This window comes from Streptomyces hydrogenans, from assembly GCF_014656075.1.
In the GTDB taxonomy this organism is placed as follows: Bacteria; Actinomycetota; Actinomycetes; order Streptomycetales; family Streptomycetaceae; genus Streptomyces; species Streptomyces hydrogenans.
The window spans coordinates 34,691-57,441 of sequence record NZ_BNBS01000030.1; the positions used below are offsets into that span (position 1 = coordinate 34,691).

Genomic DNA, 22,751 nt, shown 5'->3' on the forward strand with positions numbered 1-22,751 from the left:
ACGGGAGTTGACCCCTGTCCCGGCTGGCGGCTATGTGCCGTGGCGGCCAACCGCCAGAGGGGCGACAACGGGTCGGTCCGGGCGTGTCCGGGATGCTCCGGAAACCCGTCTCAGGGGGTCGGGTCGAGCGCGTCGTACCGCCGGAAACCGCGTGCGTACAGGGCGAACACCCCGACGGCGAGGACGCAGAGGAGCCCGCCGCCGGTGATGGCGACCACCGGCGAGGTGAGGTCGGCGACGGAGCCGGCCACGAAGTCTCCGAGCCGGGGCCCGCCCGCGACGACCACGATGAAGACGCCCTGGAGCCGGCCGCGCATCTCGTCGGGGGCGGCGACCTGCATCATCGTGTTCCGGAAGATCATCGACGAGGTGTCGGCGAAGCCGGCGGCGGCGAGGCAGAGCAGTCCGATCCACAGGTTGCGGCTGAGTCCGAAGGCGGCGATCGCGAGGCCCCAGGCGGCGACGGCGATGAGGATGGCCTGCCCGTGGTGACGGATCCGGCCCTGCCAGCCGGAGACCACCCCGCCGAGCAGCGCGCCGAAGGCGGGCGCGGCGACGAGGAGTCCGGTGGTCCTGGCGTCGCCGCCGAACCAGAGGGCGGCGACGGCCGGGAAGAGCGCCTTCGGCTGGGCGAGGATCATCGCGAAGAGGTCGGAGACGAAGGTGGCGCGCAGGTTGGGCCGGGTTCCGAGGAAGCGCAGCCCGTCGAGGACGGAGGCCCGCTCCCGGCCTCTCGGCTTCCCCCGGGCGGAGGAGCCTCCCTCGGTCCCGCCGCGCTCGGGCGGCATGGAGGGCAGCCGCCACATCGCGTACAGGCTCGCGGAGAAGGCGACGGCGTCGATGGTGTAGGCCGTCTGGTAGCCGGCGAAGCCCACGATCACGCCGCCGAGACTGGGCCCGACGAGGGTGCCGAAGGTCATCACCATCGAGTTCAGCGCGTTGGCGGCGCGCAGCTGCTCCGGCGGGATGAGACGGGGGATCATCGCGCTGCGGGCGGGCGAGTTGAGGGCGTTGCAGACGGCCTGGAGGGCGACGATCGCGTAGAGGAACCAGACGCGGTGGAAGCCGGCGAAGGCGGCGGCGGCGAGCCCGGCGGAGAGGATCGCGGAGCCGGTCGCGCCGACGAGTCCGAGGGCGCGCCGGTCGACGGTGTCGGCGATCGCCCCGCCGTACAGGCCGAAGACGACGAGCGGGACGAGGGAGCAGAGGCCGACGAGGCCCACCGAGAAGGCCGAGCCGGTGATGTCGTACACCTGGAGGGAGATCGCCAGGGCGGTCATGCCCTGGCCGACCCAGGAGACGGTGTTCCCGAACCAGAGGCGGCGGTAGTCGGCGGAGGTGCGCAGCGGGGTGAGGTCGGCGAAGATCCGCCGCTTCTCCTCCTCGCGCGGCTTCTGCGAGGGCTGGACGGCGCTCACGCGGTGGCCGCGGCGAGGTCGTAGCTCAGCTCGGGGCGGTCCCAGTGGACGCGGCCCGTGGCGGCGACGGTGCCGGTGCGGCGGGCGCCGGTGCGCAGGTAGAACTCCTCGGCGGGCGGGTGGGCGACGACCCGGACGGCGGCGAGCCCGGCGGCGCGGGCCTCGCCGGTCATGTGCTCGATCAGCCGGCGTCCGATGCCGAGCCCCTGGGCGCTGTCGGCGACGAAGGCCAGGTCGAGCTCGGCCTCGTCGAGCAGCAGCGCGTAGAAGCCGAGGACGCGGTCGTCGGCGTCGACGGCGACGTGGACCGGGTGGTGCTCGATGTAGGCGCCGCCGACCCGGTAGCCGTCGACCATGACGGCGTACGGCCCCTGGTAGGCGGAGGAGCCCCGGACGAGCCGGGTCAGCCGTCTGGAGTCGGCGGCGGTGGCGCGGCGGATGGTGATCTCGGGCATGGGCGAAGTATAGGACCGGCTTCTGGATCCGGCCCTTACATTTCCTGGGGCCCCCGAGCACCCCGCCCGGTGGGGGCGGGCGGCCCTCGGCGGTCAGCCGCAGGAGGGGCGCAGGGCGGCGGGGTCGGCGCCGTCGAGGCGCTCGGAGAGGATGCCGAGGCGTTCGCGCAGGTCGGCGATGTCGGCGAGGTCGAGCCCGGTGGCGGCGGCGATCCGGCGGGGCACGCCGAGGGCACGCTCGCGCAGGGCGGCGCCCTCCGCGGTGACCCGGGCGGTGACGGAGCGCTCGTCCTCCGCGCTGCGCCTGCGCTCGACGTATCCGGCCGCCTCCAGCCGCTTGAGCAGCGGCGACAGGGTGCCGGAGTCGAGCCGCAGCCGCTCCCCGATCCCCTTCACGGGCAGCTCGCCGTGCTCCCAGAGGACGAGCATGACGAGGTACTGGGGGTAGGTGAGCCCGAGGTCCTTGAGCGCCTCGCGGTAGACGCCGTTGAAGGCGCGGGCGGCGGCGTGCAGCGAGAAGCAGATCTGCCGGTCGAGCCGGAGGAACTCCTCGTCGGGGAGGGTGTCGAGCGCGTCCATGGCCCCAGGATACAAGGAGGACACTCGCACGCCATTTAGTTGTGCACAACTGAATAGTGCGCTACTAATAGATCCGCGGGCAGCGCCACCCCGGCCCCCGCCCCGCCTCCGCCCCTCAGGGAAGGACCCCCATGGACGCCATCTACACCGCCGTCGCCACCGCCAACGGCCGCGAGGGCCGCGCCGTCAGCTCCGACGGCCACATCGACCTCCCCCTCGCCCACCCCCAGGCCCTCGGCGGCAACGGCCGGGGCACCAACCCCGAGCAGCTCTTCGCCGCCGGCTACGCGGCCTGCTTCGCCAGCGCCATGGGCGTCGTCGCCCGCCAGGAGAAGATCGACATCTCCGAGGCCTCCGTCACCGCCGAGGTCTCCATCGGCAAGGACGCCGCCGACGGCGGCTTCGGCCTCGCCGTCGTCATGCGCGCCGAGTTCCCCGACCACCTCCAGGGCGAGGCCGGCCTCGCCCTCCTGGAGAAGACCCACGCCTTCTGCCCCTACTCCAAGGCGACCCGCGGCAACATCGCCGTCGAGCTCGTCGTCGAGTAGGTCGTCGAGCAGGTCGAGCAGTCCGACGGCCGGGAGGCGCGGAGGCCGGCAGGTCCGGAGTCCGGGAGGCCGGAAGGTCCGGACGCCGGGAGGTCCTTCCGGCGAGCAGCCCGGAGTCCGGGAGGCCGGAGGCCGAACCGACCGGCCCGCCCGCCGACTAACCCGGCCGAATCCGGGGGAGGAACCCGTCGAACAGGGTGGCGACGCCTCCGGAGCTCGCCCTACCCTGGACGACAGGGCGACGGCGCCCGTACTGCCCATGCGCGATCGGGAGTTGGGGACACACCGGAGCCGTGACGGGGGGGCTTTTGTACGACGAGGGCCACGGCGCGCACGCGTCGGATCTCACGCGCGAGCTCGTCGATCAGCTGTGCGCGGTACCGGGTCTGGAGACCACGGACGGCCGCGGCCTCCTCATCGACACCCTGGCGGACCAGTTACCCGAGGCCGCCAACATCCCGCGCCACAACCGGCTCCGGCCGGGGGTCCTGGAGATCGTCCGGTTCTGCCGGCGCGAGCCGGGCGGGCTGCACGAACTGGCGGCGGCCCTCGCCCTGTACGACCCCGGCTCCGCCCCCGCCCTGCACGTCCGCGGGCTGATCGCCGCCGCCCCGCCGGCCGCGGTCCTCCCCGCCCTGCCCGACTCCGAGTGCCTCGTCGTCACCGGTCTGCTCGACCGCGTCCGGCACCTCGACGCGCACGGCCTGCTGTACGCGGCGGCGGACGGAATCCCGCTGCCGCTGCACCCCGTCGCCACCCTCGGCGAGGCCTTCTCCTTCCTCACCCGGGCCAACACCCGCCCCGACGGCCTGCTCCCCACCATGGTCCTGGTCGAGCACGTGGCCGCCGGACTCGACGGCCGCGGCCCGGACGACACCCGGACCGCCGACGCCCTGCGCGAGTGGAACGACGTCCAGGCGAAGAAGCTCGAACGGCGCCCGGCCCTGGAGGCCGTACGGACCGCGCTCGGCCGACCGCACCCGGCACAACCCGCGCCCGCCTGCGTCGTTGTCCAGTTGTGCAGAAGCGGAATGCACCCGGACCGGTACCTGCTGTCCCACTGGCGGCAGATGCGGCCGGGCCCCTGGCGCCCGGAGCGCGGCGAGGACCGGCTGGTCACCCTCGACGAGGTGCCCGCGGCCGTGGAGCGGCTGCTCCAGCGGGCCGAGCAGGACTGGGCCCGGCAGCCCGGCCGGCCCGTCCTCGAGTTCGTCCTCCCCGTCAACCTGCTGAACGAACCGATGGAGTGGTTCCCGGTCGCCTTCCGGCCCGACGCCGCCACCGCCCTCTGCCTCACCTACCCCGTCGTCCTGCGCAGCCTGGAGCGGATGCGCGCCACGGAGTTCCACCGGCGCTGGCACAACCGCTGGCAGCAGGCCCTGGACAGCCCCGACACCGCCTGCCACTGGGACACGGCGGGCAGCAGGGGCCACGACCGGGAGCAGTGGACCAGCACCCTCACCGCCGACGAGCGCCTCGTCTCCGTCGCCCTCAGCGCCCCGCCGCTCCCGGAGGACCGGGACCGGGACGGCAGCCAGGCGTCCCTGATCGACGCCCTGTACGCGGGAGTTCCGATGGCCGTCTGGGACCGGCGGTCCTCCGGGTCCGCCGACTTCCGCAAGCGGGCCAGACGCCTGCTGACGGGCAAGGCCATCGAACTGCCGCAGCGCGTGCACCAGTTGCGCAAAGACGCGGCCACCGCCGCCGCCGGGAAGCGGGACGCCCACGTGGGACGGCACCTCGCCGTCCTCTTCGACGACCCCAACCGGCTCGTGGACTGGTCCGGCGCGCCCGGATCGGACCTCGGGAGCGCCCGCGGCGGACACCACGAGGAGGGGGAGACATGAGCGGTGTCCACCACCCGGTCGAGAGCGGCCGGAACAACGGACCCGTCACCAGCCGCAGCTGGTGGATCTACCGGGGCACCGGACAGCCGCTGGCCGACATCGGGCTCGGCGACGTGCTGCCGAAGCCGCCCGGCTGGCGGACCTTCGACGGCGGACCCGTGCTGCCCCCGGTACCGGCCGCCAGCGCCGAGACCGACCGCCGGCTCGGCCGCGCGGGCCGCGCCACCCCGCGGCAGGACGCGCACGACATCGACCTGGTCAACACCGCGCTGCTGCTCCGCCGCCCGCTCCTGGTCACCGGCCGCCCCGGCATCGGCAAGTCCACGCTGGCCTACCTGGTCGCCCGGGAACTGGGCCTCGGGCGCGTCCTGCACTGGGGCATCACCTCGCGCAGCACCCTGCGCTCCGGCCTGTACGAGTACGACGCCATCGGCCGCGCCCAGGCGTCGCTCGGACACCTCCGGCCGCCCGGCGTCCCCGCCCCCACGCCCTCCCCCGAGGCGCCGACGGCCGACGCCGCCGGCCCCGGCGAGCCGCCCGGACCCGGCGCGCGGATCGGCGACTTCGTGCGGCTCGGCCCGCTCGGCACCGCCCTGCTGCCGTACGAGCTGCCGCGGGTGCTGCTCATCGACGAGCTGGACAAGAGCGACATCGACCTGCCCAACGACCTCCTCCACGTCCTCGACAACGGCACCTACGCGATCCCCGAACTGGTCCGCGCCCGCCGCCAGGAGCCGGTCTCCCACGTGCACACCGACGACCCCGAGGGCACCGTCCCCGTGGTGGACGGCCAGGTCCGCTGCCGGGCCTTCCCCTTCATCGTCATCACCAGCAACGGCGAGCGGCAGTTCCCGCCCGCCTTCCTCCGCCGCTGTGTCCGGCTCGACGTCTCGCCGCCCCGCGAGGACCAGCTGGCCGCCATGGTCACGGCCCACTTCCAGGACCAGACCGGCCGTCACGACGCGCTCGTCCGGGAGTTCGTGGAGCGCAGCAGGGACCACGGCGGACTCGCCGCCGACCAGCTGCTCAACGCCGTCTACCTGCGGTCGGCGGGCGTCCGGGGCGACGACAAGGCGTGGGAAGAGCTGCTGGACGCCCTCTGGCGACGCCTGTCGGGGGCACCCTGATGGACGACGACGACACCCGCTCGCTCCCCGAGCCCTTCGAGGTGGCGGAGGCGCTGTGGCTCCACGCCTACCAGTCCCTCGCCGCCCCGCTCACCCCGTCCACCGACCCCCCGCAGCCCCGGCCGAAGACGCCCCCCGAGCTGGCCGACCCGCCGCCCCGGACCGAGGAGCCCGAGGAGGGCGACCACCCCTTCCGCCCGTCCCCCGACCCGGCCGGCGTCCGCCGGACCGGACCCCCGGGCCCGCCCGGCACGTCCCCGGCGGACTCCGCCGAGCGGATGCCTCCCGCGGCCCTCGCCACGGCCCTCGCCGGCGGTCCCCCCGGCGCCCTCGCGGCGGCCGAGCCGCTGCCCGACCTGCGCGACGCGCCGGGCATCGGCCGCCGGCTGCGGCCGCTGAGACAGGTGGTGCCGTCGCCGACCGAGGTCGAACTGGACGAGGAGACCACCGTCGAGCGCGCCGCCGAGGACGGCCTGTGGCTGCCCTACACCCGGCCGGTCGGCGAGCGCCGCTTCGACCTGGTCCTGGTGGTGGACGACCACGCGACCATGGCGATCTGGGAGCAGACGGTCGCCGAGTTCACCGCCGTCGCCGAACAGCTCGGCGCCTTCCGGGACGTCCGGGTCCGCCGCCTCGGACTGCGCGAGACCCCGGACGGCGGCGCGGCCGTGCTCCGCGGCCCGCGGCCCGACCAGGACGCCGACGCGGACCCCGCCGAACTGGTGGACCGCACCGGACGCCGGATCGTCCTCGTCCTCACCGACGCCCTCGGCCCGCTGTGGCGGACCGGCGCCGGGCAGGCGGCGCTGGAGCTGTGGGCGGCGGCCGGACCCGCCGCCGTCGTCCACCTCCTCTCCCAGCGGGACTGGCACCGCACCGCCCTCACCCCGTGGCGGGTACGGCTCCACAGTCCGCGCCCCGCGGCCCGCAACAGCGAACTGGCCGTGCGCTTCCCGCCCGAGGAGCGCGACCCCTTCGACCCGCCGCCCACCACCTGGCGGGTCCCGGTCCCCGTCCTCGAACTGAACGCCGACTGGCTGGGCCACTGGGCCTCGCTCGTGGCCGGCGACACCACCGGCTGGATCCCCGCCTCCGTCCTGCTGCTCGGCGCGCCCGCGCGGACCGCGCCGGAACCCGCCGCACCGCCCGCCACCGCCCCGGCACCGACCGTGCAGGAGCGCCTGCGCCGCTTCCGCAGCCACGCCACGCCCACCGCCTTCCGGCTGGCGACCCACCTGGCGGCGGCCGTCCTCGACCCGCTGCTGGTCCGGGACGTGCGGCGGCGCCTGGTGCCGGAGGCCCAACCGGTGCACGTGGCCGAGCTGTTCCTCAGCGGGCTCGTCGAGGAGCCGGCCGGGACCGAGCCGGCCGTCCCGGCGCCGCTCGACTTCGTCGCCGGGGCCCGCGAGGCGCTCCTGGCCGGCGCCATGCGCGCGGACACCGCGCGCGTGGCCCGCTCGGTGGCCGACTTCTTCGGCGACCGCTCCGCGGCGGCGCGGGGGCTCGGCGGCGCCCTCCTCACCCCCGAGACGACGCCCGTCCCGGACCTGACGGCGGAGAGCATGCCCTTCGTCCGGGTCGAACTCGCCGTCCTGCGGGCCCTGTCCGGCCCCTACCTGCACCGGGCCAACCGGATCAGCGCGGCGCTGGCGGGCGATGCCACGGGAGTGTCCGTCGCGGAGGGCGCACCCTCTTTGGTCCACGATGTCCCCAACACCCCCGTAGATCCCGACATGGACGGCCAATCGATGACCGACATCGCCAGTCAGCACCCGACCGAGGACGCAGTGACCGTGAACGGCTCATCGGGCCGGCCGATCCCGGCACCGTCCTCCGACGGACCGCAGGGCGGTGACACCCCGCCCACGGGCACCCCCGTGCCGGGCACCCCCTCCGCCCGCGTCCTCACCGCCGCCGCCTCGGACGGCACCCCGTCGTCCGCCACCCCGGCCGGCGGCACGCCGGTCCCCGGGCCGTCCTCGCCGCGCACCGGCCAGCAGCCGCGCGTCCGGGTCCCCGCCGTCTGGGGCAACGTCCCGCCGCACAACCCGAACTTCGTCGGCCGCGAGGACCTGCTCGACCAGGTGCGCCACCAGCTGCTCACCGGCGACACCTCGGCGGTGCTGCCGCACGCGCTGCACGGCATGGGCGGCGTCGGGAAGTCGCAGATCGCCATCGAGTACGTCTACCGGTTCGCCGCCGACTACGACGTCGTCTGGTGGATCCCGTCCGAGCAGCCCACGATGATCCTCACCGCCCTCACCGAACTCGCCCAGCGGATGGGCCTGAACGTGGGCAGCGAGGCCAACCAGGCCGTCCCGGCCGTCCGCGAGGCGCTGCGCCGCGGCGCGCCGTACGACCGCTGGCTGCTGGTCTTCGACAACGCGGAGAACGTCGAGGCGGTCCGCCCCTACTTCCCGACCGGCGGCACCGGCAAGATCCTCATCACCTCGCGGAACCAGGAGTGGGACCGGGTGGCCAGGACGCTGTCCGTCGACATCTTCACGCGCGAGGAGAGCAAGGCGCTGCTCCGCCGGCGCGCCCGCGACCTGACCGACAGCGACGCCGACCAGCTGGCCGAGGCCCTGGGCGACCTCCCGCTCGCCATCGAGCAGGCCGCCGCCTGGCAGGCCGTCACCGGCATGGCGGTCCCCGACTACCTGCGGCTGATCAACGAGAAGATCGCCGAGCTGATGCGCGAGCTCGTGCCGTCGCCGGACTACCCGATGTCCGTGGCCGCCGCCTGGGACGTCTCGCTGCGCCAGCTCGAACAGCGCAACCCGGCAGCGCTCCAGCTCCTCCAGGTCTGCTCCTTCTTCGCCCCCGAGCCGATCTCCCGCACCCTCTTCAACAACTCGCGGTCCACCACCATCGCGCCCGAGCTGGACGAGGCCCTGCGCGACCCGATCCGGCTCAGCCGGGCCATCCGCGAGATCAACGTCTACGCGCTGGCCCGCATCGAGCACCGGCACAACACCATCCAGCTGCACCGCCTGGTCCAGGCCGTGCTGGTCAACCGCATGTCCCCGCAGCAGCAGGCGGACATGCGGCACGGCGCGCACCTGCTGCTCGCCGACGCCAACCCGAACAACCCCGCCTCCCGCCAGCTCTGGCCCCGCTACCAGGAGCTGCTGCCGCACGTGACGGGCTCGCGGGCGGTGGAGTGCGAGGACCCGTGGGTGCGCCGGCTGATCCTCGGCATGGTGGAGTTCCTCCACACCTGGGGCGACCACGCGGGCGCCGCGGCCATGGCCCGCGAGGCGCTGCGCGTCTGGACCGAGAAGTTCGGCGCCGAGGACCAGCAGACCCTCCAGATGGCGAAGTGGCTGGCCTTCGTGCTGCGCGCGCTCGGCGAGTACGAGGAGGCCGCGGCGATGATGCAGCGCACGGCCGACACGTACGTCCGGACGATGGGCGAGGACCACGAGGGGACCCTCGACGCCCTGATCCAGCTCACCAGCGGGCTGCGGCTGCGGGCCGAGATGGCCCGCGGCCTGGAGATCGACCGGTCCGTGTACGAGCGCTCGCTGCGGGCCTTCGGCGAGGAGGACCCGGCCACCCTCCGCGCCGCCCACAACCTGGGCATCGGGCTGCGGCTGATGGGCCGGTACGAGGAGGCCCGCACGTACGACACGGAGACCGCCCGGCTGCGCGCGCTCCACCTGGGCGAGAACCACGCCACCACGCTGAACACCCTGAGCGGCCTGTCCATCGACATCCGTGAGACGGGCGACTACCTGGAGGCGGTGGTCCGGCAGGAGGACGTGCACGCCCGGCAGGCCGCCGCCTTCGGCGAGGACAACCCCACCACCCTGGGCTTCGCGCGCGTCCTCGCCGTCTGCCGCCGCCGCGCCGGCGACCACGAGGGGGCGCTCGCGCTGGGCGAGACGGTGTGGTCGAAGTTCGTCGACCGGTACGGCCCCGACCACCCGCACTCCGTGGCCTGCGCCGCCAACCTCGTCGTGGACCTGCGGCAGGACGGGCAGCTGGAGCGGTCCCGGGAGCTGGCGGAGGAGACCATCGGGCGGTACACGGCGAAGCTCGGCCCCGCCCACCCCTACACGCTGGCGGCCCGCGTCAACTACGCGCTGACGCTCCGCCACCTCGGGGACCTGGGGGCCGCCCGGGAGCAGCTGGACACGGCGCTGCCGGGCCTGCGCTCGGTGCTCGGCGAGACGCACGTCCTGACCCTGACGGCGGCCGTCGGCACGGGCAGCCTGCTCGCCGCGGAGGGGCGGCACGAGGAGGCGCTGGAGCTGGACGTGCGCACCCTGGACCAGCTGCGGAACGTCCTCGGCGCCACCCACCCGACCAGCCTGGCCTGCGCCACGAACGTGGTCCTGGACCTGCGGGCGCTGGACCGGGACGCCGAGGCGACGGCCCTGCACACCGAGACGCTGGCGCACTTCCGGTCACGGCTCGGCGAGGACCACCCGGCGACGGTCTCCTCGGCGAGCGGTCGGCGGGCGGACGTGGACATCGCGCCGGTGCCGTTCTAGGACCGGCACGGGCGGAGCCGGCCGGTCCCCTCCGGGGGGGGCCGGCCGGCTCCGTCGTCCCGCGCCGCTGGCCTCAGGCGCGGGGGGCGGGCTCGCCCCCGGGCGACGGCAGCGGCCCCTGATCGGGTACGGGCTCCGCCGGGTCGTGGACGGCCTCCGGGCCGGACCAGATCTCCGGGGTGCTCCCGCCGGCGCGGTGGCCCTCCCGGGGGGCGGGCAGCGCGTCGGCCGGGTGCCGGAGGAGCCGGATCAGCGGGCCGGCGGCGGCCGTGGTGACCAGCGCCATGACGACGAGCAGGGCGTACAGCCGGGGGCCGATCACCCCGGCCCGGAGTCCGACGTCGAGCACGATCAGCTCGGTGAGGCCCCGGGTGTTGAGCAGGACGCCGATCAGCAGGGACTCGCGCCAGGGCAGCCGTCCCGCGCGGGCGGCGAGCGTGCCGGAGGCCACCTTGCCGACCACCGCGGCGGCGATTATCACCGCCAGGAGCAGCAGGTCGGAGGAGTGCAGCCCGTCGAGCACGACGGCCGTGCCGGAGACGGCGAAGAACATCGGCAGCAGCAGGCCGCCGGTGTCCTGGAGCGGGCGGAGCAGCCGTCCGTCCGGGGAGCCGTCGGGCCTGCGGGGCATGATCACGCCGGCCAGCAGCGCGCCGAAGATGACGTGCAGGCCGAGGGCGTTGGTGGCCCAGGCGGAGGCGAGGGCGACGGTGACGGCGACCGGGACCTGGCGGGAGACGGGGGTGCCGGGCCGGCCGATCCAGCGCGCCATCAGGGGGCGCACCGCGCAGAGCATGACCAGCACGTAGAGGACGAGCAGGGCGGCCTCGACGCCCCACTCCCGGGCCGAGCCGTGCACGCCGCCGACGAGGACGACGGCGAGGACCGGCCAGCTCAGCGCGTCGATGACGCCCGCGGAGGCCATCGCGACGGTGCCGGGTCTGGTCCCGGCGAGGCCCTGGTCCTTGATGATGCTGGCCAGCACGGGGACGGCGGTGATCGACAGGGCGATCGCCATGTAGAGGACGAAGGTCAGGTCGGTGGGCCGGTCCCCGTTGGCGTCGGCGAAGAGGCCCGGCAGGAGCAGCACGATCCCGGCGCCGAGCAGCATGGGGACGGCGAAGCCGCTCACCGAGACGGTGGTCACGGAGCGTTGCCCCCGGAGCATCCCGAGGTCGAGTTCGTAACCGACAGCGAACAGGAAGAAGATGAGCGCCACTTGGGCGAGGGCGCTCAGGATCGGCTTGATCTCGGACGGGAAGAGCGTCTCGTACACGCCGCCGGGGGCGAGGCCGAGCAGGCTCGGCCCCAGTGCGATTCCGGCGAACAGCTGTCCCACTACCGGGGGTTGGCCGAGTCTTCGGGCGAGCGCGCCGAGGGCGTGGGAGGCGGCGACGACGACCGCGAGGGCCGCGACGACATGCGTGATGACGGAATCCGAACTCACCGGCGATCCCCTTCCGGCCCGCCTCCCGCTGGGGCACGGCCCCTACGGAGTGTAGCGGCCCGGGAGGCAAGTGACCTATCGTGGAAGCCGTTTGGCGTAGGCCGCCTCGGACGGGGGTTCAGGGTGACGACGGTGTTGTTCGTGCACGGCACGGGCGTCCGCGAGCCGGGGTACGGCGGCTCGCTGGAGCGGATCCGGGAGGGGCTGGCGGCCGTCCGCCCGGACGTCACGGTGGCCCCGTGCCACTGGGGCGGGAGCGCCGGGTCGGCGCTGCGCGCGGACGGCCTGTCGGTGCCGGGGTACGGCACCGGGCGCGCCGCGCCGGGCGAGGAGGACCCGGAGGCCGGGGACGTCGAGTTCTGGGGCCTCCTCTACGTGGATCCGCTGCTGGAACTGCGGCTGCTCGCACCGGAGTCCGGCGCGCGGGCCGAGCTGGCACCGGGCGCCGCCCCGGCGGGCGAGGCGCTGACCGCCGCCGCGCTGGCGCTGGCCCGGGACGAGGTGCTGCGCCGGCTGCGCGACGCGGCCGGGATCGGCGGGGAGTTCGCCGCCGCCGTGGACGCCGTGGTGACCTCCCCGGACGGCCGGGACTTCCTGCGCTCCCCCGCCGCGCCCGGCGAACCTGACGCGCTCGCGCGGGCGTTCGTCGCCGAGGCGGTGCGCCGCACGGCCGCGCGCGGACCCGCGGCCCCGGCCCTCGACGGGACCGCCCGGGACGCGGCGGTCGCCCGGATCGACGCCCTGCTCGCCGGGGACGCAGCCGGGAGCCACCGGGGGCCGGTGACCCGGCGGGTCGGGCGGCTGGCCGGGCGGCTGGTGCTCGGACTGGCCTCCGCGCAGGCGGTGAGGCGGCGGTCGGCGCTCACCGACGCGGCCCACCCGGCGGCCGGGGACGTCCTGCTCTACCTGGCCAGGGGCGAGGCGATCCGGGAGGCCGTCGCGGCGGCGGTCCGGGCCGCGCGGCCGCCGGTGGTGGTCCTGGCGCACAGCCTCGGCGGCATCGCCTCGCTCGACCTGCTGGTGCTGCGGGAGCTGCCGGAGGTGCGGCTCCTGGTCACGGTCGGCTCCCAGGCGCCGTTCCTGTACGAGCTGGGGGCGCTGCCGAGCCTGGAGTACGGCGCTCCGCTGCCCGCGCACGTGCCGCCCTGGATCAACGTGTACGACCGGCGGGACCTGCTGAGCTACGTCGGCGCCGGGCTGTTCCCAGGCCGGGTCAGGGACGTCGCGGTCGACGGCCGCCAGCCCTTCCCGATGGCGCACAGCGCCTACTGGGGCAATCCGGAGCTGTACCGGCTGCTCGCGGCGGAGCTGCCGTGACGGTGGCGCGCCCCGGGCGGACGCACGCCCTGGTCGTCGGGGTGGAGCGGTACGCGGCGGGCCCGGCGTGGGACCTGCCCGGTCCTGCGGCGGACGCCCGCCGGTTCACCGGGTGGCTGCGGCGGCGCGGGGTGCCGGCCGATCAGGTCTCGCTGCTGCTCGCGCCGCTCCCGGGGGCGGGCGGGCCCGCGACCGACGTCCCCGAGGGGCCGGCGGGGCGGGAGGCGGTGCAGGAGGTGCTGACCCGTCTGCTGCCGGCCCGGGAGGGCGACCTGCTGTGGGTGTTCTGGGGCGGTCACGGCGTCACGGACCCGCAGGGGCATCGCCGGCTCTTCTACGCCGACGCCACCGGGGACGACCGGCGCAACCTCGACCTGGACGCCTGGCTGACCGCCTTCACCACCGATCTGCTGCCCGGCTTCCCGCGCCAGGTCTGGCTGGTGGACTCCTGCCAGACCTTCGTGGAGGACCTGGGTTTCGCCCGCGCCCTGCCCAGCGAACTCCCGCCGGGCGGCGAGCGGTTGCCGGGCCGCGAGCAGTCCGTGCTGCTCGCGGCCGGTCCGGGGCAGCGGGCCGCCAACGATCCCGTACGGCAGACCGGGGCGTTCTCCGACGCGGTGCTGTCCGCCCTGGACGCGGCGGACGGCGGGCCGTGGCCGCCCGATCCGGGGGCGCTCGCGGAGACGGTGGCCGCGCGGTTCACCGGGGCGGGCCGGGACGCCGGGGCGGTGGGTCCCGGCGCGGGCCAGCGCCCCACCTCGCTCTGGTACCGCTCGGGGGCGGGCGACGAGCGGCTGCTGACCCTCCCCGCCCCGCGGAGCGCGGAGCGGAGGGTGCCGGACGAGGCCCTTCCCGAACTCATCGGCCTGCTGAGCGGCTCGCCGGGCATGGCCGACCAGCAGCAGCGACAGCTCGTGGTGTCCATGCTTCCGGTGGAACTGGCCGGTTCCATCCCCCGGTTCGGGGCGTCGAGGCCCGACATCGTCAGCATCGTCCGGGCCTGCCGGCGGCACCCCGGCGGCCTGGCCGCCCTAGTGGAGGCGGTCGCGCTGATCGAGGCCGGCTCGCCGGAGGAGCGGGCCGTGGCGGAGTGGGCCGGACGCTGGTTATGGCCGGATTCAAGGGGTTGACCGCCCTGATCACGCCCTTCCCGAACCCCCGGGCCTGAGCCATCATGAAGAGTGACGGGGTTCAGCGTGGTGAGGGGGAACCGATGCGCACATCCACGGAGAACGTGGGATCCGAACTGGTCGATCTGAGCGAGGTCCCGCTGTCGGCCCTCCGCACCCAGAGTCCGCTCCTGCACGCCTCCTCGCTGGACCGGCTGCTGCGTCAGATCGAGCTGCCCCGGGTCCACTTCGGCGAGCAGGAGGGCCCCGGCGGGGGGAACTAGGGCCTGTCTGACCATTCCCGTCGGGTCCGGGAGGAGATCGGTGCAGACCGCCGGAGGACACGAGCCCGCCCGTGCCGTGCACCACCTCGTCCCCTCGGAGCACTTCGACGCCCTGGCCTCGGGGCGGGGCGGTCCCGACGCCGTCCGCCTCCTGCGCACGACCGAGTACAGCCGCCGGCTCCTGCTGCTGCGGTCCCTGCTCGACGGCGCCGCCCGGACGCCCGGGGCGCTGGGCCCGCTGCCGTCCGCGGACAGCGCGTGGGAGACGCTGGCGGCCGCCCAGGAGCGGGCGCCGGAGGAGTTCCGGGAGCTGCTGCTCCATCCGCAGGTCGGGGTCTGGCTGGGGCACGGGCTGCGCCGGCTGCGGCACACCGCCTGGGGCGACGGGCCGCTCTGGACCGACCTCGGGCACCTGTTCGCGGTGTGCGCGGTCGCCGCGCTGCGGGCCGGGCTGCCGCTGCGCACCACCGTGCCCGTGCGGGACGGCGACGCGATGTTCCCCGCGCTGGGGATGGCCCGGCTGCCGGGCCGTCCGCGCTGGGCCACGGCGGAGGTCGTGGTGGCGGCGGGCCGGCTGACGGTCGAACCGCACCGCGAGCGCGCCGGGCCCGGACCCTCGGGACCGGAGGACGACGCGCCGGGCTGGCTGGGGCTGCGCCGGCTGCGGGCGCGGGCGGCGGGACACCCGGTCGACGTGTGGCTGGACGACCTCGACCCGTACCGCGAGCTGGGCGAGCCGCTGCCGCCCGGCCGGATCGCCCCGGACGGGACGGCCCGCTGGCGGGCCGGGTTCGGGCGGGCCTTCGAGGTCCTGGAGGAGTGCGACCCGGAGACGGCGGCCGCCCTCGCGGTGGGGCTGCGGAGCCTCACGCCGGTGCCGGCGCCGCCGAGCGGGCTGGTCCGCAGCGCCTCCTCGGGTGACGCCTTCGGCGGGCTGCTCTGCTCACCGCCGCCGGACCCGGTCACCTTCGCGGTCACCCTCGTCCACGAGTTCCAGCACCTCAAGCTGGGCGCGCTGGTCCACCTGCTCACACTGGAGCGGGACGACGGCGCGGCCCGCCACCACGCCCCCTGGCGGGACGACCCCCGCCCCCTGAACGGACTGCTCCAGGGCGCGTACGCGTTCCTCGGCATCGCCGACTTCCGCTCCCGCCACCTCGACCGGGCGCCCGCCGCCGGACGGACCTTCGCCGAGTTCGAACTCGCCCTCGTGCGGCGGCAGACGCGGGAGGCCATCGCGACGCTGTCCGCCGACCCCGCGCTGACCGCGCACGGCCGCCGCTTCCTGGCCGGGATGACCGCGCGGCTGCCCGCCGGGGCGTCCGACCCCCGCGTCCGGCCTGGCGTGGACGCGCTGGCCGCGCTGACCGCCGCCGACCACCGCGTCGAATGGCGGATCCGGCACCTGTCGCCCGCACCCGAGGACGTCCGCGCCCTGGCCCGGGCCTACGCCTCGGGCGGGCCCCCCGGCTTCCGTCCCGCGCCCGCCGCCGTCGCCCCCGACCGCTGCGGGGGCTGGTCGCACACCCGCGCCCGGCAGATCCGGCGCACCCTGGGCGGCGCCGCCCCCGACACCGGCCCCGGCGCCCCCGCGGCCGGCCTCGCGCTGCTCTCCGGCGACCCGTCGGCGGCGGACCGCTACGCCCGTCTGCTGGCCGGCGACCCCGAGTGCCCCGAGGCGTGGGCGGGCCTGGTCCTCTCCCTGGCCACCGCCGACCCGGCGCTCCGCCCGCTGCTCCACCGCCCCGAGCTGCTGCGCCCCCTCCACAGGGAACTGCGCGCCCGGGGCACCCCCGCTCCGCCCGCCGCGCTCGCCCGCTGGCTCACCGCCCACCGGGCCTGAGCCGCCTCGGCGACCGGTCCGTCCGGGTGAGCGCCCGGCGTGTCGCGCCCCGGCGGGCGACCCGCGCGGGGCACCGTGGAACGCAGAAAGCCCGCGGCGCAGGTGAATCCTTCCTGCGGCCGCGGGCCGTGGTGGGGCGGGTGGGACTCGAACCCACGGCCGACGGATTATGAGTCCGCTGCTCTAACCGGCTGAGCTACCGCCCCTGACGCCGACGCGCGTACAAGTGTGCGCGCCGTCCTGCCGCAGCATAGCCGCTCATACGATCTCCTGCTCCGGAAGATCGGGACGACCGGCACTGCTCGACCATGAAGACCACGGGCGGGATCGGATGGTTCCAGGAAACGCGAAAGAGGACCCCTGAGGGTCCTCTTTCACTCTGCTCCCCCGACTGGACTCGAACCAGTAACCCTCCGGTTAACAGCCGAATGCTCTGCCAATTGAGCTACAGGGGATCGCGCTCCCCCGACTGGACTCGAACCAGTAACCTGCCGGTTAACAGCCGGCTGCTCTGCCAATTGAGCTACAGGGGATTGCTGCGTTGCACCGAACGGTCCTGCCCGGGTCCTCCCGGGCGGCGGTCGCTCGCTGCGAGACATACATTAGCGCAAGCAGGGGGGTGCTCCGCCAATCGGTATCCCGGGACATCCCCAGGACCCTCCAGGGAAGGATCGCAGCGTGCGGTACAAGCTGACGTTCGTCGCGGGTCTCGCGCTCGGCTACGTGATCGGTACGCGCGCGGGGCGCGAGCGCTACCAGCAGATGAAGAAGGCGGCCAAGGACTTCGCCAGGAATCCGGCGGTGCGCAACGCCGCCGAGTCCGCCGCCCAGACCGGCCGCCAGTACGCCGGGAAGGCCGCGCACGTCGTGGGCGACAAGGTGGGCGACCGGCTCCCCTCCTCCGTCACCGACCGGGTCTCCGCCCTGCGCGGCCGCGCCCACGTGAACGGGCAGTTCCGCGAGGACGACGACTGGGGCACCAGCAACACCTGACCCGTACGGGCCCCGCGTGCGGCAGAATCGGGTGTCATGGGGATAGTCGCCGGACTCGACAGCTCTTCGGACGCCACGCGCATCGTCGTCTGTGACACGGACACGGGCGCCGTACTGAGGCAGGGCCATGCCCCGCACCCGGTCGACGCCAAGGCCACCGACATCGACCCGCAGACGTGGCTGCTCTCGCTCGGGGAGGCCGCCACCGGCGGGCTCCTCGAAGGCGTGGAGGCCATCGGCGTCTGCGCCCAGGCGCACGGGGTCGTCCCGCTCGACGACCGGGGCGGCCTGGTCCGCCCCGCGATGGTCGGCAACGACAAGCGGGCCCAGGTCGCCGCCGCCGACCTCGTCGAGACGCTCGGCGGCCGCGACGCCTGGGCCGAGGCCGTCGGCGGCGTCCCCCAGTCCGGGCTCCCCGTCGCCAAGCTGCGCTGGCTGGCCCGTACCGAACCCGAGCACGCCCGGCGGATCGCCGCCGTCCTCCAGCCGCACGACTGGCTGGTCTGGCAGCTCCTCGGCCGCCCCGCCCGCCGCACCACCGACCGCGGCGCCGCCTCCGGCACCGGCTACTGGTCCGCCCGCACCGGCGCCTACCGTCCCGACCTGGTCGAGCTGGCGCTCGGGCACCAGGTCGCGCTGCCCGAGGTGCTCGGCCCCGCCGAGCCCGCCGGCACCACCCCCGAGGGGCTGCTGATCTCGGCCGGCACCGGGGAGACCATGGCCGCCGCCTTCGGGCTCGGGCTCGGCACCGGCGACGCCGTCGTCTCGCTCGGCGCCTCCGGCTCCGTCATGGCCGTCCACCACGAGGCCCTCGCCCCCGGCGCCGCCCTCACCTCCTACGCCGACGCCACCGGGATGCACCTGCCGGTGGTCTCCGTCACCAACGCGGTCCGGACCCTGCGCGGCACCGCCGAACTGCTCGGCGCCGAGTCGCTCGACGAACTCTCCGCGCTCGCCCTGAAGTCCACGCCCGGCTCCTCCGGCCTGGTGCTCCTCCCCTACCTGGAGGGCGAGCGGGTCCCGCACCTGCCGCACTCCGCCGGCACCCTCACCGGGCTGCGCCGCGAGTCGATGAGGCCCGAGCACCTGGCGCGGGCCTCCTTCGAGGGCATGCTGTGCGGGCTCGCCGACGCGCTGGACGTGCTGCGCGGCCGGGGCGTCGAGGTGCGGCGGATCTTCCTGCTCGGCGCCGCGGCCGCGCTGCCCGCCGTGCAGGCCCTGGCGCCCGCGCTGTTCGGCGCGCAGGTCGTCGTCCCCCAGCCAGCCGACTACGCGGCGCTCGGCGCGGCCCGGCAGGCCGCCTGGGCGCTGGGCGTCGCCCGCGGCACCCTCGCGCCGTCCGCTCCCCCGGCCTGGCAGGGCGCCGCCGCGCAGATCCTGGAACCGGGCGACGAGCTGCCGGTGGGGCAGGCGGTGCGCCAGCAGTACGTCGCCGCCCGGGAGCAGATCCACCCGGGCGCCTTCGGCGGCTGACGGCACGGCGCGCCGGGCGGTTCGTAAAGTCTTTCCCAGGGCTCGGCCGCCCACGCGGAACTCGGTCGTAACGGTCCGGGCCCCCGGGCGATAGTGGGAACCGTGCTCATAAGACTTCTCCGAACCCACCTGCGGCCCTACCGAAAACCCATCGCGCTGCTCGTCCTGCTCCAGTTCCTGGCGACCTGCGCGAGCCTCTACCTGCCGACCCTGAACGCCGACATCATCGACGAGGGCGTCGTCAACGGCGACACCGGCTACATCCTGCGGTTCGGCGCGCTGATGATCGGCGTCTCCGTGGTGCAGGTGCTGTGCAACATCGGGGCCGTGTACTACGGCGCGCGGACCGCCTCGGCGGTCGGCCGCGACGTGCGCGGCGCCGTCTACGACCGGGTGCAGTCCTTCTCGGCGCGCGAGCTCGGCCAGTTCGGCGCGCCCTCGCTCATCACCCGGACGACCAATGACGTCCAGCAGGTCCAGATGCTGGTCCTGATGGCGTTCACCCTGATGGTCTCCGCGCCCATCATGTGTGTCGGCGGCATCGTGATGGCCCTCGGCCAGGACGTGCCGCTGTCCGGCGTGCTGCTCGCCGTGGTGCCGGTGCTCGGCGTCTCGGTGTCGCTGATCGTCAAGCGGATGCGGCCCCTCTTCCGCACCATGCAGGAGCGGCTGGACACGGTGAACCGGGTGCTGCGCGAGCAGATCACCGGCAACCGGGTGATCCGCGCCTTCGTGAAGGACGGATACGAGGAGGAGCGCTTCCGGGGCGCCAACCGCGAGCTGACCGACGTGTCGATGGCGACGGGCCGGCTGATGGCGCTGATGTTCCCCACCGTGATGACGGTCGTGAACGTCTCCAGCGTGGCCGTCGTCTGGTTCGGCGCGCACCGCATCGACAGCGGCGGGATGGAGATCGGCGCGCTGACCGCCTTCCTCGCCTATCTGATGCAGATCGTGATGGCGGTCATGATGGCCACCTTCATGTTCATGATGGTGCCGCGGGCCGAGGTCTGCGCCGAGCGGATCGAGGAGGTCCTGGGGACCTCGTCGAGCGTGGTGCCGCCGGCCGAGCCGGTGACGACGCTGGACCGGCGCGGGCACCTGGAGGTCAGGGCGGCGGACTTCCGCTACCCGGGCGCCGAGGAGTCCGTGCTGCGGGACGTGGAGCTGGTGGCCCGGCCCGGGGAGACCACCGCGATCATCGGCTCGACCGGCTCCGGCAAGTCGACGCTGCTGGGCCTGGTGCCCCGGCTCTTCGACGTGACCGGCGGCGAGGTCCTGGTCGACGGGGTGGACGTGCGGAAGCTGGACCCGGCGCTGATGGCGCGCACGGTCGGGCTCGTCCCGCAGAAGCCGTACCTGTTCTCCGGGACGGTGGCGTCGAACCTGCGCTACGGCAATCCCGACGCGACCGACGAGCAGCTGTGGCACGCCCTGGAGGTGGCGCAGGCGGCCGACTTCGTGCGGAAGCTGGAGCACGGTCTGGAGGCGCCGGTCGCGCAGGGCGGCACCAATGTGTCGGGCGGTCAGCGGCAGCGGCTCGCGATCGCGCGGACGCTGGTCCAGCGGCCGGAGATCTACCTCTTCGACGACTCGTTCTCCGCGCTCGACTACGAGACGGACGCCCGGCTGCGGGCGGCGCTCTCGGACGAGACCTCGGACGCGACCGTGGTGATCGTCGCCCAGCGGGTGTCGACCATCCGGGAGGCCGACCGGATCGTGGTCCTCGACGAGGGCCGGGTCGTCGGCACCGGGCGCCACCACGAGCTGATGGCGGCGAACGAGACGTACCGGGAGATCGTGCTCTCCCAGCTGACCGAGGCGGAGGCAGCCTGATGGCCGGTCCTGGTGGACGCATGATGGCCGGGGGCGCCCCGGGCGAGCGGTCGATGGACTTCAAGGGTTCGTCGAAGCGGCTGCTGCGGCAGCTGGCGCCGGAGCGCACCGCGCTCTGGGTGATGCTGCTGGCCGGTGTGCTGTCGGTGGCGGGCGCGGTCGTCGGCCCGAAGGTGCTGGGCGCGGCGACCGACCTGATCTTCGCGGGCGTGGTCGGGCGGCAGATGCCCGAGGGCGTGACGAAGGAGCAGGCGCTGGCGAAGCTGCGGGCGGACGGCGACGGCGGGATGGCCGACATGCTGTCCGGCGTCGACTTCACGCCCGGCCAGGGGATCGACTTCGGCGCGGTCGGCGAGGTGCTGCTGCTCGCGCTGGCGGTGTACGTGGTGGCGGGCCTGCTGATGCTGGTCTCCACCCGGCTGTCGATCAAGGTGATCAACCGCACCGTGTACCGGATGCGGGAGGACGTCCAGACGAAGCTGTCGCGGCTGCCGCTGTCGTACTTCGACAAGGCGAAGCGCGGCGAGGTGCTGTCCCGGGCGACCAACGACATCGACAACATCTCGCAGACGCTCCAGCAGTCGATGGGCCAGCTCGTCAACTCGCTGCTGACGATCGTCGGCGTGCTGGCGATGATGTTCTGGATCTCGCCGCTGCTCGCCCTGGTCGCGCTGGTCACGGTGCCGGTGTCGGTGATGGTCGCGGCGAGGATCGGCAAGCGGTCGCAGCCGCACTTCGTGCAGCAGTGGAAGTCCACGGGCGCGCTCAACGCGCACGTGGAGGAGATGTACACCGGGCACACGCTGGTGAAGGTCTTCGGCCGGCAGGAGGAGGCCGCGCAGGGCTTCCGCGAGCAGAACGACGCGCTGTACGAGGCCGGGTTCAAGGCGCAGTTCAACAGCGGCATGATGCAGCCGGTGATGTTCTTCGTCTCGAACATCAACTACGTCCTGGTGGCCGTGGTCGGCGGTCTGCGGGTGGCGAGCGGCACGCTCTCCATCGGCGACGTGCAGGCGTTCATCCAGTATTCGCGCCAGTTCTCGATGCCGCTGACGCAGGTGGCGTCGATGGCGAACCTGGTGCAGTCGGGCGTCGCCTCGGCGGAGCGGATCTTCGAGCTGCTCGACGCCGAGGAGCAGGAGCCGGACGCGCCGGTGTCGGAGCACGAGCGGGAGTTCAAGGGCAAGGTGGCCCTGGAGCACGTGTCCTTCCGCTACGAGGCCGACAAGCCGCTCATCGAGGACCTGTCGCTCACCGTGGAGCCGGGCCAGACGGTCGCGATCGTGGGCCCGACGGGCGCCGGCAAGACGACCCTCGTCAACCTCCTCATGCGGTTCTACGAGGTGACGGGCGGGCGGATCACCCTGGACGGGACGGACATCGCGTCGATGTCCCGGGAGGAGCTGCGGGCCGGGATCGGCATGGTCCTCCAGGACACCTGGCTGTTCGGCGGGACGATCGCGGAGAACATCGCGTACGGCGCCACCCGCGAGGTGAGCCGGGCGGAGGTCGAGGAGGCCGCGCGGGCGGCCCACGCCGACCGCTTCGTCCGCACCCTGCCGGACGGCTACGACACGGTCGTGGACGACGAGGGCGCGGGCGTCAGCGCGGGTGAGAAGCAGCTGATCACCATCGCCCGGGCGTTCCTCTCGGACCCGGTGATCCTCGTCCTCGACGAGGCGACGAGCTCGGTGGACACCCGGACCGAGGTGCTGATCCAGAAGGCGATGGCCCGGCTCGCGCAGGGCCGTACCTCCTTCGTGATCGCGCACCGGCTCTCCACCATCCGGGACGCGGACGTGATCCTGGTGATGGAGAACGGGTCGATCGTGGAGCAGGGCACGCACGAGGAGCTGCTGGTCGCGGGCGGAGCCTACGCCCGGCTGTACGCGGCGCAGTTCGCGGAGGCGGTCGTCGAGGTCGACTGACCGGGGCGACCGTGGGGAGGGGCCCGTGCCGGGTGCGGCGCGGGCCCT

The 22,751-nt window shown here is 74.5% G+C and carries 16 protein-coding genes and 3 tRNA genes; 12 read left to right on the plus strand and 7 right to left on the minus strand.

Annotated elements, in window-relative coordinates; genetic code table 11:
- Nucleotides 1-110 precede the first annotated feature (110 nt).
- The 3 genes from IE321_RS15390 to IE321_RS15400 form a co-directional block, all read right to left on the minus strand.
- Nucleotides 111-1,418 (minus strand): MFS transporter, encoded by a 1,308-nt coding sequence (locus IE321_RS15390; RefSeq protein ID WP_190223301.1) that lies wholly within the window; start codon nt 1,416-1,418, stop codon nt 111-113.
- The gene (locus IE321_RS15395) at nt 1,415-1,873 is read right to left on the minus strand and encodes a GNAT family N-acetyltransferase (RefSeq protein WP_190223302.1); all 459 of its coding nucleotides are present in this window, start codon (nt 1,871-1,873) and stop codon (nt 1,415-1,417) included. Before IE321_RS15395 ends, IE321_RS15390 begins: the two co-directional genes overlap by 4 nt.
- Before the next feature lie 93 nt (nt 1,874-1,966).
- Nucleotides 1,967-2,452: a MarR family winged helix-turn-helix transcriptional regulator gene (locus tag IE321_RS15400; protein ID WP_190223303.1), complete on the minus strand. Its 486-nt coding sequence runs from the start codon at nt 2,450-2,452 to the stop codon at nt 1,967-1,969.
- Nucleotides 2,453-2,583: 131 nt separating this feature from the next.
- Here IE321_RS15400 and IE321_RS15405 point away from each other — a divergent pair, with 131 nt between their 5' ends.
- The 4 genes from IE321_RS15405 (at nt 2,584) to fxsT (ending at nt 10,473) form a co-directional block, all read left to right on the plus strand.
- The gene (locus tag IE321_RS15405) at nt 2,584-3,000 is read left to right on the plus strand and encodes an organic hydroperoxide resistance protein (protein WP_043226271.1); all 417 of its coding nucleotides are present in this window, start codon (nt 2,584-2,586) and stop codon (nt 2,998-3,000) included.
- A gap of 293 nt (nt 3,001-3,293) precedes the next feature.
- Entirely contained in the window at nt 3,294-4,847 is a 1,554-nt protein-coding gene (locus IE321_RS15410) for a VMAP-C domain-containing protein (RefSeq protein ID WP_190223304.1), read from the plus strand.
- Nucleotides 4,844-5,974, plus strand: a complete 1,131-nt coding sequence (locus IE321_RS15415) for an AAA family ATPase (RefSeq protein ID WP_043226269.1) — start codon at nt 4,844-4,846, stop codon at nt 5,972-5,974. Before IE321_RS15410 ends, IE321_RS15415 begins: the two co-directional genes overlap by 4 nt.
- A complete protein-coding gene (gene fxsT, locus IE321_RS15420; RefSeq protein ID WP_190223305.1) occupies nt 5,974-10,473 on the plus strand; it encodes an FxSxx-COOH system tetratricopeptide repeat protein in 4,500 nt (1,499 codons plus the stop codon). Before IE321_RS15415 ends, fxsT begins: the two co-directional genes overlap by 1 nt.
- Before the next feature lie 73 nt (nt 10,474-10,546).
- Here the strand turns inward: fxsT and IE321_RS15425 are convergent, their stop codons facing one another.
- Nucleotides 10,547-11,920 (minus strand): cation:proton antiporter, encoded by a 1,374-nt coding sequence (locus IE321_RS15425; protein WP_190223306.1) that lies wholly within the window; start codon nt 11,918-11,920, stop codon nt 10,547-10,549.
- A 123-nt stretch (nt 11,921-12,043) separates the two neighbouring features.
- Here IE321_RS15425 and IE321_RS15430 point away from each other — a divergent pair, with 123 nt between their 5' ends.
- From IE321_RS15430 to IE321_RS15445, 4 genes are all read left to right on the plus strand, one after another.
- Nucleotides 12,044-13,237, plus strand: a complete 1,194-nt coding sequence (locus IE321_RS15430; RefSeq protein WP_190223307.1) for a hypothetical protein — start codon at nt 12,044-12,046, stop codon at nt 13,235-13,237.
- Nucleotides 13,234-14,367, plus strand: coding sequence for an effector-associated domain 2-containing protein (locus tag IE321_RS15435; RefSeq protein WP_190223308.1), 1,134 nt, complete (start codon nt 13,234-13,236; stop codon nt 14,365-14,367). Before IE321_RS15430 ends, IE321_RS15435 begins: the two co-directional genes overlap by 4 nt.
- An 83-nt stretch (nt 14,368-14,450) precedes the next feature.
- On the plus strand, nt 14,451-14,630 hold the full coding sequence (locus IE321_RS15440; protein WP_043226266.1) for a hypothetical protein: 180 nt from the start codon (nt 14,451-14,453) through the stop codon (nt 14,628-14,630).
- 40 nt (nt 14,631-14,670) lie between these two features.
- Complete coding sequence (locus IE321_RS15445; protein ID WP_190223309.1) at nt 14,671-16,473, plus strand: HEXXH motif domain-containing protein; 1,803 nt, start codon at nt 14,671-14,673, stop codon at nt 16,471-16,473.
- A 129-nt stretch (nt 16,474-16,602) separates the two neighbouring features.
- Here IE321_RS15445 and IE321_RS15450 read toward each other — a convergent pair.
- From IE321_RS15450 to IE321_RS15460, 3 genes are all read right to left on the minus strand, one after another.
- A tRNA-Ile gene (locus IE321_RS15450) sits at nt 16,603-16,679 on the minus strand.
- A 176-nt stretch (nt 16,680-16,855) separates the two neighbouring features.
- Nucleotides 16,856-16,928: transfer RNA gene (locus IE321_RS15455), tRNA-Asn, on the minus strand.
- A 5-nt stretch (nt 16,929-16,933) separates the two neighbouring features.
- Nucleotides 16,934-17,006: transfer RNA gene (locus IE321_RS15460), tRNA-Asn, on the minus strand.
- A 145-nt stretch (nt 17,007-17,151) separates the two neighbouring features.
- On the opposite strand from IE321_RS15460, the gene IE321_RS15465 reads away from it, so the two are divergent.
- From IE321_RS15465 to IE321_RS15480, 4 genes are all read left to right on the plus strand, one after another.
- Nucleotides 17,152-17,466: a hypothetical protein gene (locus IE321_RS15465; protein WP_043226264.1), complete on the plus strand. Its 315-nt coding sequence runs from the start codon at nt 17,152-17,154 to the stop codon at nt 17,464-17,466.
- Nucleotides 17,467-17,502: 36 nt separating this feature from the next.
- Nucleotides 17,503-18,939: an FGGY family carbohydrate kinase gene (locus tag IE321_RS15470; protein WP_190223310.1), complete on the plus strand. Its 1,437-nt coding sequence runs from the start codon at nt 17,503-17,505 to the stop codon at nt 18,937-18,939.
- Nucleotides 18,940-19,041: 102 nt separating this feature from the next.
- A complete protein-coding gene (locus IE321_RS15475) occupies nt 19,042-20,775 on the plus strand; it encodes an ABC transporter ATP-binding protein (RefSeq protein ID WP_190223311.1) in 1,734 nt (577 codons plus the stop codon).
- Nucleotides 20,775-22,703: an ABC transporter ATP-binding protein gene (locus IE321_RS15480; protein ID WP_190223312.1), complete on the plus strand. Its 1,929-nt coding sequence runs from the start codon at nt 20,775-20,777 to the stop codon at nt 22,701-22,703. Before IE321_RS15475 ends, IE321_RS15480 begins: the two co-directional genes overlap by 1 nt.
- The last annotated feature ends 48 nt before the right edge of the window (nt 22,704-22,751 follow it).